General features: G+C 71.8%; 16 protein-coding genes. 5 read left to right on the top strand and 11 right to left on the bottom strand.

Going from position 1 to position 13,642, the window contains the following annotated elements:
* Positions 1 to 9 precede the first annotated feature (9 nt).
* On the bottom strand, positions 10 to 702 hold the full coding sequence (locus FHS88_RS06415; protein ID WP_184482584.1) for a hypothetical protein: 693 nt from the start codon (positions 700 to 702) through the stop codon (positions 10 to 12).
* Between the two features lie 172 nt (positions 703 to 874).
* Positions 875 to 2,092: an NADP-dependent isocitrate dehydrogenase gene (locus FHS88_RS06410; protein ID WP_184482582.1), complete on the bottom strand. Its 1,218-nt coding sequence runs from the start codon at positions 2,090 to 2,092 to the stop codon at positions 875 to 877.
* Between the two features lie 150 nt (positions 2,093 to 2,242).
* Here FHS88_RS06410 and FHS88_RS06405 point away from each other — a divergent pair, with 150 nt between their 5' ends.
* A complete protein-coding gene (locus tag FHS88_RS06405; protein WP_184482580.1) occupies positions 2,243 to 2,443 on the top strand; it encodes a hypothetical protein in 201 nt (66 codons plus the stop codon).
* A gap of 48 nt (positions 2,444 to 2,491) precedes the next feature.
* Here the strand turns inward: FHS88_RS06405 and FHS88_RS06400 are convergent, their stop codons facing one another.
* A complete protein-coding gene (locus FHS88_RS06400) occupies positions 2,492 to 3,481 on the bottom strand; it encodes an MBL fold metallo-hydrolase (protein ID WP_184482578.1) in 990 nt (329 codons plus the stop codon).
* 133 nt (positions 3,482 to 3,614) lie between these two features.
* On the opposite strand from FHS88_RS06400, the gene FHS88_RS06395 reads away from it, so the two are divergent.
* A complete protein-coding gene (locus tag FHS88_RS06395; RefSeq protein ID WP_184482576.1) occupies positions 3,615 to 3,788 on the top strand; it encodes a hypothetical protein in 174 nt (57 codons plus the stop codon).
* Between the two features lie 12 nt (positions 3,789 to 3,800).
* Positions 3,801 to 5,012: a flavin-dependent oxidoreductase gene (locus FHS88_RS06390; protein WP_184482574.1), complete on the top strand. Its 1,212-nt coding sequence runs from the start codon at positions 3,801 to 3,803 to the stop codon at positions 5,010 to 5,012.
* A 6-nt stretch (positions 5,013 to 5,018) separates the two neighbouring features.
* Here the strand turns inward: FHS88_RS06390 and FHS88_RS06385 are convergent, their stop codons facing one another.
* Positions 5,019 to 6,299, bottom strand: a complete 1,281-nt coding sequence (locus tag FHS88_RS06385; protein ID WP_184482572.1) for a zinc metalloprotease — start codon at positions 6,297 to 6,299, stop codon at positions 5,019 to 5,021.
* Between the two features lie 124 nt (positions 6,300 to 6,423).
* On the opposite strand from FHS88_RS06385, the gene FHS88_RS06380 reads away from it, so the two are divergent.
* A complete protein-coding gene (locus FHS88_RS06380) occupies positions 6,424 to 7,200 on the top strand; it encodes an enoyl-CoA hydratase (RefSeq protein WP_184482570.1) in 777 nt (258 codons plus the stop codon).
* Positions 7,201 to 7,218: 18 nt separating this feature from the next.
* Here the strand turns inward: FHS88_RS06380 and FHS88_RS06375 are convergent, their stop codons facing one another.
* From FHS88_RS06375 to FHS88_RS06345, 7 genes are read right to left on the bottom strand one after another with little or no spacing between them, the layout of a single operon-like run.
* Positions 7,219 to 7,662, bottom strand: a complete 444-nt coding sequence (locus FHS88_RS06375) for a cupin domain-containing protein (protein ID WP_184482568.1) — start codon at positions 7,660 to 7,662, stop codon at positions 7,219 to 7,221.
* Between the two features lie 15 nt (positions 7,663 to 7,677).
* Positions 7,678 to 8,379 (bottom strand): ABC transporter ATP-binding protein, encoded by a 702-nt coding sequence (locus FHS88_RS06370; RefSeq protein WP_184482566.1) that lies wholly within the window; start codon positions 8,377 to 8,379, stop codon positions 7,678 to 7,680.
* Positions 8,379 to 9,131 carry an ABC transporter ATP-binding protein gene (locus FHS88_RS06365; protein WP_184482564.1) on the bottom strand — a complete coding sequence of 251 codons (753 nt, stop codon included), beginning with the start codon at positions 9,129 to 9,131 and terminating at the stop codon, positions 8,379 to 8,381. The genes FHS88_RS06370 and FHS88_RS06365 overlap by 1 nt, the downstream gene beginning before the upstream one ends.
* Positions 9,124 to 10,047, bottom strand: coding sequence for a branched-chain amino acid ABC transporter permease (locus FHS88_RS06360; protein ID WP_184482562.1), 924 nt, complete (start codon positions 10,045 to 10,047; stop codon positions 9,124 to 9,126). Before FHS88_RS06360 ends, FHS88_RS06365 begins: the two co-directional genes overlap by 8 nt.
* A gap of 5 nt (positions 10,048 to 10,052) precedes the next feature.
* Positions 10,053 to 10,976, bottom strand: coding sequence for an ABC transporter permease subunit (locus FHS88_RS06355; protein WP_184482560.1), 924 nt, complete (start codon positions 10,974 to 10,976; stop codon positions 10,053 to 10,055).
* Between the two features lie 7 nt (positions 10,977 to 10,983).
* Complete coding sequence (locus tag FHS88_RS06350; protein WP_184482558.1) at positions 10,984 to 12,165, bottom strand: ABC transporter substrate-binding protein; 1,182 nt, start codon at positions 12,163 to 12,165, stop codon at positions 10,984 to 10,986.
* 48 nt (positions 12,166 to 12,213) lie between these two features.
* Entirely contained in the window at positions 12,214 to 13,029 is an 816-nt protein-coding gene (locus tag FHS88_RS06345; RefSeq protein ID WP_184482556.1) for an alpha/beta hydrolase, read from the bottom strand.
* A 52-nt stretch (positions 13,030 to 13,081) separates the two neighbouring features.
* Between FHS88_RS06345 and FHS88_RS06340 the strand changes: the two genes are divergently transcribed.
* Entirely contained in the window at positions 13,082 to 13,642 is a 561-nt protein-coding gene (locus tag FHS88_RS06340; protein ID WP_184482554.1) for a nucleoside 2-deoxyribosyltransferase, read from the top strand.

Here is a 13,642-nt window from a genome sequence, read left to right as displayed (position 1 = left end):
CGAAGGATGCTAGGCGCGCGTCGCCGGCGCGGCGAGGGATTCGAGCGGCAGCCCGAAGCGCTGGGCGAAGCCGCGTGCCGCGCGCTCGGCCCCGGGGCCGGCGAAATCCCCGAAATGCGCCCAGACCGGCAGCGACCGCTCGGGATCGGGATGGACGAGTTCCACCCACCACAGCGTCTCCCGTTCGAAGAGCGCGTAGGTCGTGCCCGCCTGGATCCGGCGGTTCACGTTCGACGTGTGGTTCGTGCCGCGGACGGCGAAGCCCGGGCGCTTGCGCACCGCGACCGCGCTGAACGCCGCGATCGGGGTCGTCCAGGTGCCGCCCGGGCCTTCCACCTTGGCCTCCTCGCGCGAGAGGCTGATCCGCACCCATTCGGGCTGCCGCCTGCGCCACAACTGGAGCAGCCCGGCCAGGAGAAGCAGGCCGCCGGGCAGGAGCATCCAGTCGCTGAGGGCGAGATCGGCGAGATGGAGAAGGTAGTCCGACAGCGGCTCCTCCTCGTTCATCGCGAAGCCCCAGTCGGCCCAGGCGATGTAGACCAGCACCGCCAGCGAAAGCGCCGCGGCGGCGAGGGCGAGGCGGACGAAGCGGCCGATCTCGGCCGCGGGCCGCAACTCGGCCGTCGCCGGCAGCGCCTCGAGAATGGAAGGCTTGCCGAGGCGCGCGAGCATCAGCGCGCGCGCGACGGCGCGGCGCCGCACGCGCCGGGACAGCGGCCGGCCGGTATCAGCGGCCGGCGCGTCCATGAGGGCTGGCGCGGGAAGGGGCCATGGCCCGAGTGTAGGGCGTGGCGCCGGCCGGCGCCACGACCCGCGGGCGCGGGCCGGGGCGAGTTCGGTCCGGCCGGGCTTGGTGACCCGGCCGGGCTGGCGCTCAGCCCATCTTCTTCTTCAGGTTCTCGTCCAGCTTGGCGAGGAAGGCCTGGGTGTTGAGCCAGGGCTGGTCCTTGCTGATCAGGATCGCGAGGTCCTTGGTCATGTAGCCGCTCTCGACCGTCTCGATGCAGACCTGCTCGAGCGTCTCGGCGAAGCGGACGACATCGGGCGTGTCGTCGAACTTGCCGCGATAGGCGAGGCCGCGCGTCCAGGCGAAGATCGAGGCGATCGGGTTCGTGCTGGTCTCGCGGCCCTTCTGGTGCTCGCGGTAGTGGCGCGTCACCGTGCCGTGCGCCGCCTCGGATTCCACGGTCTTGCCGTCGGGGGAGAGCAGCACCGAGGTCATCAGGCCGAGCGAGCCGAAGCCCTGCGCCACGATGTCGGACTGCACGTCGCCGTCGTAGTTCTTGCACGCCCAGACATAGCCGCCTTCCCACTTCAGCGCGCAGGCCACCATGTCGTCGATCAGGCGGTCCTCGTAGGTCAGGCCGGCGGCCTTGTACTTGTCGGCGAATTCCTCGTCGAACACCCTGCGGAAGATGTCCTTGAACTCGCCGTCATAGGCCTTGAGGATCGTGTTCTTGTGCGAGAGGTACACCGGGTAGCCGCGCGCGAGGCCGTAGTTGAGGCAGGCGCGGGCGAAGCCGGTGATGGACTTGCGGGTGTTGTGCATGCCCATCAGCACGCCGCCGCCCTCGGGGAAGTTCGTCACTTCCATCGTGATCGGCTCGCCGCCGCCGGCCGGCGTCCAGGTCAGGGTCGCGGTGCCGGGGCCGGGGATCTTGGTCTCGGCGGCGCGGTAGATGTCGCCATAGGCGTGGCGGCCGACGACGATCGGCTTCGACCAGTGCGGCACCAGGCGCGGCACATTCTTGCAGATGATCGGCTCGCGGAAGATCGTGCCGTCGAGGATGTTGCGGATGGTCCCGTTGGGGGACTTCCACATCTTCTTGAGGCCGAACTCCTTCACGCGGGCCTCGTCCGGCGTGATGGTGGCGCATTTCACGGCCACGCCGTACTGCTTGGTCGCGTTGGCCGCATCGACCGTGATCTGGTCGTCCGTCTCGTCGCGCTTCTGGATGCCGAGGTCGAAATACTTCAGGTCGATGTCGAGGTAGGGCAGGATCAGCTTGTCCTTGATGAACCCCCAGATGATGCGGGTCATCTCGTCCCCGTCCATCTCGACGACGGGGGTCTTCACCTTGATCTTGGCCATGCCTGTCCTCTACCGCGCGAAGGGATGCGGGCCGCGCCCGCAGGGGGGGCGGCCGGAGCGGCCGGACCTTGCACCGGCGGGGCCGGTGCGGCAAGCCCGGGCGGGGCGGAAAGGCGCGGGATCGCGGCCCTCGCACCCGGGAAAAGACCCATGAACGACCCGACACGCGGCATCGCCGCCCGCCTGAGCCGCAGCATGGAGGCCGCGAGCGGCGAGGGCTACCGCCTCGGCTACGAGATCGCCCGCGACGAGGCTGCCTTCCTGGCGCTGGAGGCGGGGCGCCCGGACATTGCCGAACGCATCCGCGCCCTGCGGCCGCTGCCCGACAGGAAGACCCGGCCGCAGGGCTGACGACCGGTGGGGAGGGCGTCGCCAGCCCCCCCGGCGCCGGTGCGCCCTTCAGCCTAGGCTGGTCACGTCCATCGGCGCCTGCAGCCAGGCGTAGCCCTGCCCCTCCTTCACCACATGGCCGAGGCCGGGCCAGGGGAAGTGGTAGGACATCACGAGCGGAAGGTCGGTCGCGAAGCGGTCGAGCAGCCGCGCGCGCGTCTGCGCGGATTGCTTCGGGTCGGTGTCGAAGGCGAATTCGAGCAGCGGGCGCCGCAGCAGCAGCACGTGGTGATGCGCGAGGTCGCCCGTATAGACCATCACGCGCGGGCCTGAGGAGACCGCGAAGATGGTGTGGCCGACCGTATGGCCGGGGGCTGAGATGGCGGTCACGCCGGGCACCACCTCCTGCCCGTCGCGGAGCATCACCATCCGGTCGCGATAGGCGTTGAGGTTCTTCTGCGCGCCGCGGATGAAGGGCTCCATGAAGGCCGGGCCGCGGATGTTCGCGTCGTTGGTCCAGTAGTTCAGGTCGGCCTCGGAGATGGCGACCTGCGCGTTGGGGAAGTTGCGGTTGCCGTTGGCGTCCACCAGCGCCCAGCAATGGTCGCAATGCCCGTGGGAGACCACGACGAGGTCGATCTGCGCAGGATCGATGCCCGCCTGCCGCAGGTTGCGCAGCAGCCGCCCGGTGGTGGGGCCGAACATCTGGCTGGCCGGGCCCATGCTGTCGCCCATGCCGGTGTCGAAGAGGATCAGGTGCCGCCCCGTGTTGAGCACGAGCGCGTTCTGCTCGAGCAACGCATTGGAGGGGTCGAGCATGGCCGCGCGCATCATCGCGTTCACCTCGCCGGGTGCCGCGCCGACGAAGGAATCCTCGGCCTTGCCGAGCGGCAGCGCGCCGTCCGAGACGATCGTCGCCTCGTACTCGCCGAAGCGGAAGCGGTACCAGGCGGGCGCGCCGCGGCCGATGAAGGGGGCGGCGGCCTCGGCGCGGCCAAGGAAAGGAAGCGTGGCGGCAGCAAGACCGGCGCCAAGCAGGGCGCGGCGTTGGGTGCTCATGTCTGGTTCCTCCCAAGGGATGGCGCTACAGCAGGTGCGGCGCCGCGGCGGAGGCTAAGGTCTGCCCCCGCCGGGCGCCAGTGTAGCGTGTGTAATGCGCATTCATGCCCGCATGGCGGGTAAGGGGGGCGTGATGATCCTTCGTCTGGCAATGGCCGGGATGGCCGGCGCCGCGCTTGCAGGCGCGGCCGCCGTCGCCACGGGGCTCGGCGTCGCGGCGCTGGCCTGCGCGGTGAAGCGGCGGGCGGAGGCGCGCGCCGCCTGGCCCGAGGAATCCGCCGCGCCGGCCGACGGGGCGCAGGACTGACGGAGAAGGCTGATGGAGGTCCTGATCGCCGGGGGCGGGATCGGCGGGCTCACGCTCGCGCTCTCGCTGCATGAGCGCGGCATCGCCTGCCGGGTCTTCGAGGCGGCGGAGCGTGTCCGCCCGCTCGGCGTCGGCATCAACACGCTGCCGCACGCCATCCGCGAACTCGCCGCGCTCGGCCTCTTGCCGGCGCTTGACGCGGTGGCGGTGCGCACGCGCGAACTGCGCTACCTGAACCGCTTCGGCCAGGAGATCTGGGTCGAGAAGCGCGGCACCTGGGCCGGGCACGAGGTGCCGCAATTCTCCATCCATCGCGGCCATCTGCACGAGGTGCTGTGGCAGGCCGCGCGTGAGAGGCTGGGGCCGGAGGCGCTGGTGACCGGCGCGCGCCTCGCGGGCTTCGAGCAGGACGGGTCCGGCGTGACGGCGCGCTTCGCCGACGGCCGCTCGGCCCATGGCGAGGTGCTGGTGGGCGCGGACGGCATCCATTCGGTGGTGCGCGCCACGCTGCACCCCGATGACGGCGGCATCCGCTGGAACGGCATCCAGATGTGGCGCGGCGCCGTCGAATGGCCCGAATACGAGGGCGGCGACACCATGATCGTCGCCGGCGACATGCGCGAGAAGCTGGTGCTGTATCCGATCGCGCGCGGCTCGCGGCCGGGGATGATGCTCACCAACTGGGTGGTCTGCGCGCAGATCGGCGACGCGACGCGCCCGCCGCCGCGGCGCGAGGACTGGTCGCGCCTCGGCCGGCTCGAGGAGGTGCTGCCGCATGTGGCGCGCTTCCGCATCCCCTTCCTCGACGTGGAATCCCTGGTGCGCGCCACGCCCGAGTTCTGGGAATACCCGATGTGCGACCGCGACCCGCTGCCCTGGTGGACGAAGGGCCGCGTGACGCTGCTCGGCGATGCGGCGCATCCGATGTACCCGGTGGGATCGAACGGCGCCTCGCAGGCGGTGCTGGATGCGCGCTGCCTCGCCGCGCTGCTGGCCGAACGGCCGCTGGCCGAGGCGCTTGCCGCCTACGAGGCCGAGCGCCTGCCGCGGACCGCCGAGATCGTGCGCAGCAACCGCCGCGGCGGGCCGGAGCGCGTGGTGGATGTGGTGAGCGAGCGCGCGCCCGAGGGCTTCGCGCGGCTCGAGGACGTGATCGCGCGCGAGGAACTGGCGGCGATCGCGGGCGGCTATGCGGCGATGGCAGGCTTCGCCGCGCCGCGCTGATCCGCGCTATCCGGCAAAGGGCCCGCGGACCAGGGCGCGGGCATGCCCGGTGAAGCCGGTTTCGGCGGCGAGCACGGCCATCAGCCCCGCGAGCAGCGCCACGAGTCCGAGCGTGATCATCACGAGCCCGGCCGCGTGCCGCCGCGCGAGCGCCTCCCGCGCGGCCTGCGCCGCCGGCGTGGGGCGAAGCAGGGAGAAGGCGAGCATCACGGCGAAGAGGCCGATCAGGATCGGATCGCCCCGCCACGCCGCGATGCCGAGCCCCACCGCGATGAGGCCGCTGCCCACGCGCTGCAGCGCCGCCTCCGGCAGGAAGGGCCGCAGGGAGAGCATGGTGAGCTGCCCGCCGTCGAGCGGCGGCACGGGCGCCATGTTGATCAGGTTGATCAGCGCGAAGAAGTAGCCGCAGGCGAGCAGGAAGGGCTCGTCCAGCAGCCAGCCGAGGAGCGCCGCGCCCAGCGCCGAGGCGAGGCCCGCCGCCGGCCCGCCCAGCACCATCGCCGCATGCTGCCAGTCCTGCGCGTGCGGCATGCGCCCGATCGCCACCCCGCCCAGGAAGGGGATGAAGTAGAAGGCGCTGGAACGGTCGCCGAAGGCGCGCATCACCGCCACGTGCCCCGCTTCGTGCAGCACCAGCCCGGCGACCAGCGCGAGGGTCAGCCACGGCCCGAAGGACCAGGCCCACCAGCCGCAGGCGATCGCGGCGAGCGCCAGCGCCGTCCAGGACAGCCGCATCCCGAGCACGCTCGGTGCGGCCTGCGCCGGGCCGTGCTCGGCCTCGTAGCGATCGAAGGCCCCGGCCTTGCGCAGGGCGCCGGCGATGCCGGCCCGCACCGTGAGATGCAGCAGCGGGCGCAGCAGCGAATCCAGCAGCAGGGACGGGCCGAGCGGGCCGATCCGCTCGAAGGCAATGTCCATCACGAGGCGCGCGCCGCCCGGATCCGGCCGCACCGCGAAGCGGCAGAGCATGCGCTGGGCCGGCTCGCCGCGCTCGTTCAGCACGATCAGTTCCTGGTCGCCCTCCATGCTCTCGGGCCGCAGGGCCTGACGAAAGCGCGCGCGCCGGCCGCCGCGGTAGTGGATGGTCGCCTCGGTGTCCGACCACGGGCGCCATTCGTAGCGCTCGATGGCGTCCATCAGGTTGGGCCGGGACGGATGGGGTGCGGCGACACGCCAGAGATCCTCCGCGCTCACGCGATGGACCTGATCGAGGCGGATCCGCCCACGCGGCCAGAACACGACAAGGAGGAGGGCGAGAACGAGAAGCCCGATCGTGAGCGAGGACACAGCGCGAGACTCTTCCGGATGCGTTCCGGCGGTCATTGGCCAAGGTGGCGCCGCCGGTCAACGGTGCGTCCGCCCTTTGCCCGGTCTGCCGCGTGGCGCAGGATGGGCGGAAGGAGGACGAGACATGGCAGGCCGAATCGCGGTGCGCCGCACGCATGAGGGACGCGTCGCCGAGATCGTCGTGGACCACGACGCCAAGCTGAACACGCTGAATCCGCCGCTGATGGAGGAGTTCGCCGCCGCCTTCGCCGCGCTCGGCCAGGATCCGGCGCTGCGCGCGGTGGTGCTGGCCGGCGCGGGGCCGCGCGCCTTCATCGGCGGGGCTGACATCTCCGTGATGGCGGCCATTCCCGGCGAGGAGGAGGCGCAGGCCTTCATCCGCCTCGTCCATGGATGCTGCCGCGCGGTGCGCGACTGCCCGGTGCCGGTGATCGCGCGCATCCACGGCTGGTGCCTCGGCGCGGGGCTGGAGGTGGCGGCCTCCTGCGACCTTCGCATCGCGTCGCAGTCCGCGAAGTTCGGCATGCCGGAGGTGCGCGTCGGCATCCCCTCGGTGGTCGAGGCCGCGCTGCTGCCCGGGCTGATCGGCTGGGGCCGCACGCGGCGGCTGCTACTGCTCGCCGAGACGATCGGCGCGGCGGAGGCCGAGGCGTGGGGCCTCGTCGAGCGCGTGGTGCCGGATGCGGAGCTCGCTGCAGCGGTCGAGGCGTGGCTGCGCCTTCTGCTGGAGGCCGGCCCCCAGGCCATCCGCGCGCAGAAGGCGCTGATCCGCCGCTGGGAGGACAGCAGCACGACCCAGGGCATTGCCGCGGGCATCGAGGCCTTCGGCGCGTCCTGGCGTAGCGACGAGCCGGCGCGGATGCTCGGCGGGTTCCTCGCGGCGAAGCGCAGGAGGGACTGACGCTTCGCCGCCGGCCCCTCAGCCCGGCGGCGGCAGGAACTCCACCTCGTGCTCGGCGGCGATGCGGATGACCTCCGCCGGGTCGGGCACGTTGTGTATGCGGCGGAACAGCGTCTCGAGACTGCGCGCGGGGCTGACCCAGAACAGCGCCCGCACCGGCGCCTCGGACTTGTTCCAGATGCCGTGCATGATGTTCATCGGCATGCGGATCAGGTCGCCTGCCTTGGCCACCACCGGCTTGCCGTCCAGCACCAGGTCGAAGCGGCCCTCGAGGACGCGGATGAACTCGTCCTGCGTGGTGTGGATGTGCGGCGGCACGAAGGTGCCGGGCGGGAAGAAGGTGTCGAAGGCGAAGCAGGAATCGCAGGAGGCGACGGGCTTGTAGGTCTGGCCGAGGATGTTCCAGACGATGCCGTCGAGCCCTTCGCCTGCGGGCGTGATGCCGGCGCTCAGTGCGGTCATGGTCGCTGCCTCCCTTCAGACATGCAGGTAGGTGTCGCGCACTTCCGGCGCGGCGGAAAGGGCCTCGCTCGTGCCGGTCCAGACGACCCGGCCCTTCTCGATCACGACATGCCGGTCGGCAAGCCGCGTCAGCGCGGCGAGGTTCTTGTCGATCAGCAGGATCGCCTGCCCCTCGGCGCGCAGGCGCGCGAGCACGGCCCAGATCTCGGCGCGGATGATGGGCGCGAGGCCTTCCGTCGCCTCGTCGAGGATCAGCAGGCGCGGATTGGTCATCAGCGCGCGCCCGATGGCGAGCATCTGCTGCTCGCCGCCAGAAAGCCGCGCACCCGGCGCGCGGCGGCGTTCGGCAAGGCGCGGGAAGAGCGCGAGCACCTCGGGCAGCGTCCAGCGCGGCGCACCGCCCGCGCGGTTGGCGGCGGTGGCGACGAGGTTCTCCTCCACTGTCAGCGTCGGGAACACCTGCCGCCCCTCGGGCACCAGGCCGATGCCGCGGCTCGCGATGCGGTGCGGCGGCAGCCCGGTGACGTCGGCGCCCGCGAAGGCGATGCGCCCGGCCGTGGGCGGCACCAGGCCCATGATCGCGCGCACCGTCGTCGTCTTGCCCATGCCGTTGCGGCCGAGCAGCGTGACCACCTCGCCCGCCCCGACCGCGAAGGAGATGCCGTGCAGCACGCGGCTGCCCTGATAGCCCGCGACCAGGTTCTCGACCGCGAGCATCACGCCTCGTCCTCGCCGAGATAGGCCGCGCGCACCTCAGGGTTGCCGCGGATCTCCTCGACCGTGCCGGTGGCGATGAGGCGGCCATAGACCAGCACCGAGACGCGGTCGGCCAGCGCGAAGACCGCCTGCATGTCGTGCTCGACCAGCAGGATGGTGTAGGCCGATTTCAGCCGCGTCAGGAGGGCGATGAGGCGTTCCGTCTCCTCCGGCCCGGCGCCGGCCAGCGGCTCGTCGAGCAGCAGCAGCCGCGGGCGCGTCGCGAGCGCGATGGCGAGTTCGAGGGCGCGCTTCTCGCCATGGCTCAGCGCGCCGGCCGGCACCGCGGCGCGGTCGGCGAGGCCGACCTCGGCGAGGGCCGCCATCGCCGCCTCGTTCAGCGCGGCCTCGGCGGCGGCGGGGCGGAGGAAGCGGAAGGAGGATCCGGCGCGCGCCTGCGCCGCCAGCGCGACATTCTCGAGCGCCGAGAAGCCCGGCACCACGCTGGTGATCTGGAAGGTCCGCGCGAGGCCCGCGCGCACGCGGCGCGGCAGGGACAGGCGCGTGATGTCCTGCCCGGCGAACAGCACGCGCCCCGAATCCGGCGCGACAAGGCCCGTGATCTCGTGGATCAGCGTCGTCTTGCCCGCGCCATTGGGGCCGATGACGGCGTGGATCTCGCCCGGCAGCACATCGAGGCTGACGCCGTCCGTCACGGCGAGCCCGCCATAGTGCTTGCGCAGGGCATCGAGGCGCAGCAGCGGCTCAACCATGGCGGCGCGCCACCACGCCCGCGAGGCCGCCGCGCAGGAACAGCACGGCGAGGATCAGCATCGGCCCGAACACGAGTTTCCAGTGCTGCATCTGCTGCGCGAGCCAGGTCTCGAGCACGACGAAGACCAACGCGCCGAGGATCGCGCCCCAGAGCCGCCCGACGCCACCGAGGATGACCATGAACAGCAGCTCCCCCGAGCGCTGCCAGGAGAGCGTGGCGGGGGAGACGAACTCGGTCGCGTTCGCCAGCAGGAAGCCGGCGAGGCCGCCGATCGCGCCGGCGATGACATAGCCGGTGAGGCGGAACGGATAGGGCGCGAGGCCCACCGCCTCGACCCGCTGCGCGTTCTCCCGCGCCGCGCGCAGCACGCGGCCGAAGCGCGAGGCGAGCAGCATCGCCGAGGCGGCCCAGGTGAGCGCGAGCAGGCCGAGGCAGAGGTAGTGGAAGGCGAGCCGGTCCTCGAGCAGCCGCGTGCCGAGCACCTCCGTCCGGCTGTAGAGCGTGTAGCCGTCATCCCCGCCATAGGCGGCGAGCGAGGAGGCGGTGAAGAAGGCCATCTGCCCGAAGGCGAGCGTGATCATGATGAAATGCACGCCCGAGGTGCGGATGGCGATCGCGCCCGTGGCGAGCGAGAACAGCGCCGCCGCGCCGATCGCCACCGGCAGCACGCGCGCCGCCTCGGTCACGCCATGGGCGTCGAGGATCGCCACCGCATAGGCCCCGACGCCGACCGTGGCCGCATGGCCGAGGCTGACCAGCCCCGCCCCGCCGACGAGGAAGGCAAGTGAGACGGCGGCGATGGCAAGGATCATCGCGCGCGCCATCAGCGTGGTCTCGTAGGATCCGCCGAAGCCCGCGAGCGGCGCGAGGCCGAGCGCGAGCAGCACCGCGAGCGGCAGCCAGGCCTCGCGCATCGCCCTCAGCCGGTCCGGACGGGAAACAGGCCCGCCGGTCGGAAGGCGAGGATCGCCGCCATCGCGACATAGACGAGCATCGAGGCGAGCGCGGCGCCCGCCTGGCGCGCGGCGGAGGGGTCGAGGAACAGCCGCATCAGGTCCGGCATCAGCGACTTGCCGAGCGTGTCCACCAGCCCGACCAGCAGCGCCGCGACGAAGGCGCCGCGGATCGAGCCGATGCCCCCGATCACGATGACGACGAAGGCGAGGATCAGAACGTTGTCGCCCATGCCCGGCTCGACCGAGAAGATCGGCCCCGCCAGCACGCCCGCGAAACCCGCGAGCATGGCCCCGAAGGCGAAGACCAGCGTGAACAGCCGCCCGATATCCACCCCCAGCGCAGAGACCATGGGCGCATTCGTGGCGCCGGCGCGCACCAGCATGCCCGCGCGCGTGCGCTCGACCAGCCACCACAGGCCGAGCGCGGTGGCGATGCCGGCGGCCAGCACCGCCACGCGATAGAGCGGGTATTGCAGCCCGGGCATGATCTCGATGCCGCCTTCGAGCAGCGCGGGCACGGGCACCTGCAGCGGCGCCGCGCCCCAGACCACCTTCACGCCCTCGTTGACGAAGAGGATCACGCCGAAGGTCGCGAGCACCTGGCTGAGGTGGTCGCGTGCGTAGAGGTGCCGGAAAACCAGCACCTCGAGCAGCAGCCCCGCGGCGAGTGCTGCCGGCAGGGCGAGCAGCAGCGCCCACCAGAAGGAGCCGGTCGCGGCGGCGAAGGCCGCGCCGAGATAGGCGCCGAGCATGTACTGCACGCCATGGGCGAGGTTGATGAAGTCCATCACCCCGAACACCAGCGTCAGCCCCGCAGCGACCAGGAACAGGAGGATGCCGAGCTGCAGGCCGTTCAGCGCCTGCACCAGCAGCAGTTGCGTGGTCACGCCGGGATCAACGCATCCGGCATTCGGCCGCCCAGGGGTCCACGTCGTTCTCGAAGACCTTGCGCACCGTCTCGGTCTGGAACTTGCCGTCCGCCCGGCGGGCGACCCGCAGAAGCCAGAAATCCTGCACCGGGTAGTGGTTCGCGCCGAAGCGGAAGTTGCCGCGCACCGAGCGGAAATCGGCCGCGCGGATCGCCGCGCGCAGCGCGTCCTTGTCGCGCAGATTGCCCCCCACCCGCCGGATCGCGGAATCGAGCAGCATCGCGCCATCATAGGCCTGCGCGGCGTAGGTGGCGGGCACGTAGTTGTACTGCGCCTCGAAGTCGCGCACGAAGCGCTGGTTCTGGGCGTTGTCCATGTTCGGCGCCCAGGAGGCGGCGGAGAAGAAGCCCTCCGCGGCCGCGCCCTGCGCGGGCAGCGTCGCCTCGTCCACCGTGAAGGTGGAGAGGAAGGGAATGTTCGCGAGCCCGGCCTGGCGGTACTGCCGCACCAGGTTCACGCCGAGCCCGCCCGGCATGAAGGTGAAGATCGCATCCGGCCGCGCCGCGGCGATCTTCGCGAGCTCGGCCGAGAAGTCGAGCTGCGTGAGCGGCACATAGACCTCGTCCACCACCTCGCCGCGGAACTTCGACTTGAAGCCCGCCATGGCGTCGCGCCCGGCCTGGTAGTTTGGCGTCATCAGGAACACGCGGCGGTAGCCGTTGTCCTGCGACACCTGGCCCATCACCGCATGGACCTGGTCGTTGTTGTAGGAGGTGGTGAAGAAGAACGGGTTGCACCCGCGCCCGGCGAAGGTGGAGGGGCCGGCATTGGTGCTGATGAGGAAGGTGTTCGCTTCCGTCACCGGCCGCATGATGGCGCCGAGGATGTGGGAGAAGACGACGCCCACGATGAAGTCCACCCGGTCGCGCTCGAGTGCCGCGCGCACCTTGGTGACCGCGACCTCGGGGCGGAGCTCGTCGTCGATCACGATCGTCTCGGCGGAGAGCCCGCCAAGCCGGCCATCGAGATGGCGCAGCCCGAGCGCGAAGCCGTCCTTCAGCTGGTTGCCGAGCGCCGCCTGCGGGCCGGTCTGCACGGCGACGAGGCCGATCTTCACCCCGCCCGCCGGCTGCGCGTGCAGGATGCCGGGCGCGGCGAGAAGCCCCGTCGTGCCCGCGAGAAGTCCGCGCCGTCCGATCCCGATCATGGAAGCCCCCCTTGGTGTCGCTCTCCGGCCCCTGTTAAGCGCGAAGCCTCACAGGGACGCAAGCCGCCGGGCCATCGCCGCCGCCCTGAGGGTCAGCGGATGGGCCGGATCGGTCAGCGGGTCCAGCACGGTGAAGTGGTTCGCGCCGGGGATCTCCTCGGCCGTGCCGGACCATGCGGCGGCGAAGTCGCGTGTCTGGCGGCGGAACTCGTCGCTTTCGGCGCCTCCCACCACGGCATGGACCTCCCCGCCCGGCGGCGGCAGGAAGCGGGGCGAGAGGGCGCGCGCCTCCGCGGCCGTCAGGTCCAGCGCGCGGGCGATCGTGGTCGGCAGCAGCGGCTCCAGTTCGAAGACGCCGGAGACCGGCAGGATCGCGGGCACCACGTCTTCCCTGAGGCCGGGGGCGAAGTCCGGCCAGTCGGTCGCGCGCAGCATGGCGGCGAGGTGGCCGCCCGCCGAATGGCCGACCGCGAGCATGCGCTGGTGCGTCGTCACGCACAGCACCGCCGCGGCGCGGCGGATCTGCTCGACGATGGTGCGGAGGGAATAGGCGGGGCAGAGCCCGTAGGAGGGCACCGCCACCGCCACCCCGTTCAGCAACAACCCCCGCGCGAAATGGCTGACCGCGCTGCGGGAGAGCGCCTGCCAATAGCCGCCATGGATGAAGAGCGCGAGCGGGCAGGGCCCCTCGGCTTCGGGCAGGAACAGATCGAGCCGTTCCGGCTCGGCATCGCCATAGCGGATGTCCAGGCGCTTGCGCGTCCAGGTTGTGCGGAAGGCCTCCGCATCCCGCATCCAGGTTGCGATGATCTCCGCGCTGCCCGGCACGCGGGCGCGGTTGTTGTATTCCGCCTCGGCATCCATGGCCCGCATTGCGCATGGCGCGGGGCGGGGGCGCAAGGCAGGATCGGCGGCCATGCGAATCTACCTCGCCGGCCCCGAGGTCTTCCTGCCCGACGCGCTCGAGATCGCGGCGGCGAAGAAGCGCCTCTGCGCCGCGTACGGGCTCGAGGGCGTCTTCCCGCTCGACCCGCCGCCCGCCGCGCCGCCGGCCGAACGGCCCTACTGGATGCGCATCTACCTCGGCAACGAGGCGCATATCCGCTCCTGCGGCGCGCTGATCGCCAATCTCACGCCGTTCCGCGGCCCTTCGGCCGATCCCGGGACCGTCTTCGAACTGGGCTTCATGCGCGCCCTCGGCCGGCCGGTGCTCGGCTACACCAATGCGGGGGCGGATTTCCTCGACCGCACGCGGGCGTTCCTCGGCCCGGCCGCGCGCCGACGCGCCGATGGCGGCTGGGAGGACGCGGAGGGGCTGGGCCTCGAGGATTTCGGCCTCACCGACAACCTGATGATCGACGGCGCCATCGCAGCCGCCGGCGGCGTGCTCGAACGGCATGACGCCGAGGGTGACCGCTGGCGCGACCTCACGGCCTTCGCGCGCTGCGTCGCGCGGCTGGCCGGCGGCGGCGGATAG

The organism is Neoroseomonas alkaliterrae (assembly GCF_014199195.1).
Classification (GTDB): domain Bacteria; phylum Pseudomonadota; class Alphaproteobacteria; order Acetobacterales; family Acetobacteraceae; genus Neoroseomonas; species Neoroseomonas alkaliterrae.
This window is presented reverse-complemented; position numbering and strand designations above follow the sequence as displayed.

Excerpts from the sequence above, each read along its gene's own strand:
- FHS88_RS06395 (WP_184482576.1), top strand. The coding sequence starts at position 3,615 with ATGATCCTTCGTCTGGCAATGGCCGGGATGGCCGGCGCCGCGCTTGCA.
- FHS88_RS06340 (WP_184482554.1), top strand. The coding sequence starts at position 13,082 with ATGCGAATCTACCTCGCCGGCCCCGAGGTCTTCCTGCCCGACGCGCTC.
- FHS88_RS06380 (WP_184482570.1), top strand. The coding sequence starts at position 6,424 with ATGGCAGGCCGAATCGCGGTGCGCCGCACGCATGAGGGACGCGTCGCC.
- FHS88_RS06345 (WP_184482556.1), bottom strand. The coding sequence starts at position 13,029 with ATGGATGCCGAGGCGGAATACAACAACCGCGCCCGCGTGCCGGGCAGC.
- FHS88_RS06375 (WP_184482568.1), bottom strand. The coding sequence starts at position 7,662 with ATGACCGCACTGAGCGCCGGCATCACGCCCGCAGGCGAAGGGCTCGAC.
- FHS88_RS06390 (WP_184482574.1), top strand. The coding sequence starts at position 3,801 with ATGGAGGTCCTGATCGCCGGGGGCGGGATCGGCGGGCTCACGCTCGCG.
- FHS88_RS06370 (WP_184482566.1), bottom strand. The coding sequence starts at position 8,379 with ATGCTCGCGGTCGAGAACCTGGTCGCGGGCTATCAGGGCAGCCGCGTG.
- FHS88_RS06410 (WP_184482582.1), bottom strand. The coding sequence starts at position 2,092 with ATGGCCAAGATCAAGGTGAAGACCCCCGTCGTCGAGATGGACGGGGAC.
- FHS88_RS06365 (WP_184482564.1), bottom strand. The coding sequence starts at position 9,131 with ATGGTTGAGCCGCTGCTGCGCCTCGATGCCCTGCGCAAGCACTATGGC.
- FHS88_RS06350 (WP_184482558.1), bottom strand. The coding sequence starts at position 12,165 with ATGATCGGGATCGGACGGCGCGGACTTCTCGCGGGCACGACGGGGCTT.
- FHS88_RS06400 (WP_184482578.1), bottom strand. The coding sequence starts at position 3,481 with ATGAGCACCCAACGCCGCGCCCTGCTTGGCGCCGGTCTTGCTGCCGCC.
- FHS88_RS06405 (WP_184482580.1), top strand. The coding sequence starts at position 2,243 with ATGAACGACCCGACACGCGGCATCGCCGCCCGCCTGAGCCGCAGCATG.
- FHS88_RS06360 (WP_184482562.1), bottom strand. The coding sequence starts at position 10,047 with ATGCGCGAGGCCTGGCTGCCGCTCGCGGTGCTGCTCGCGCTCGGCCTC.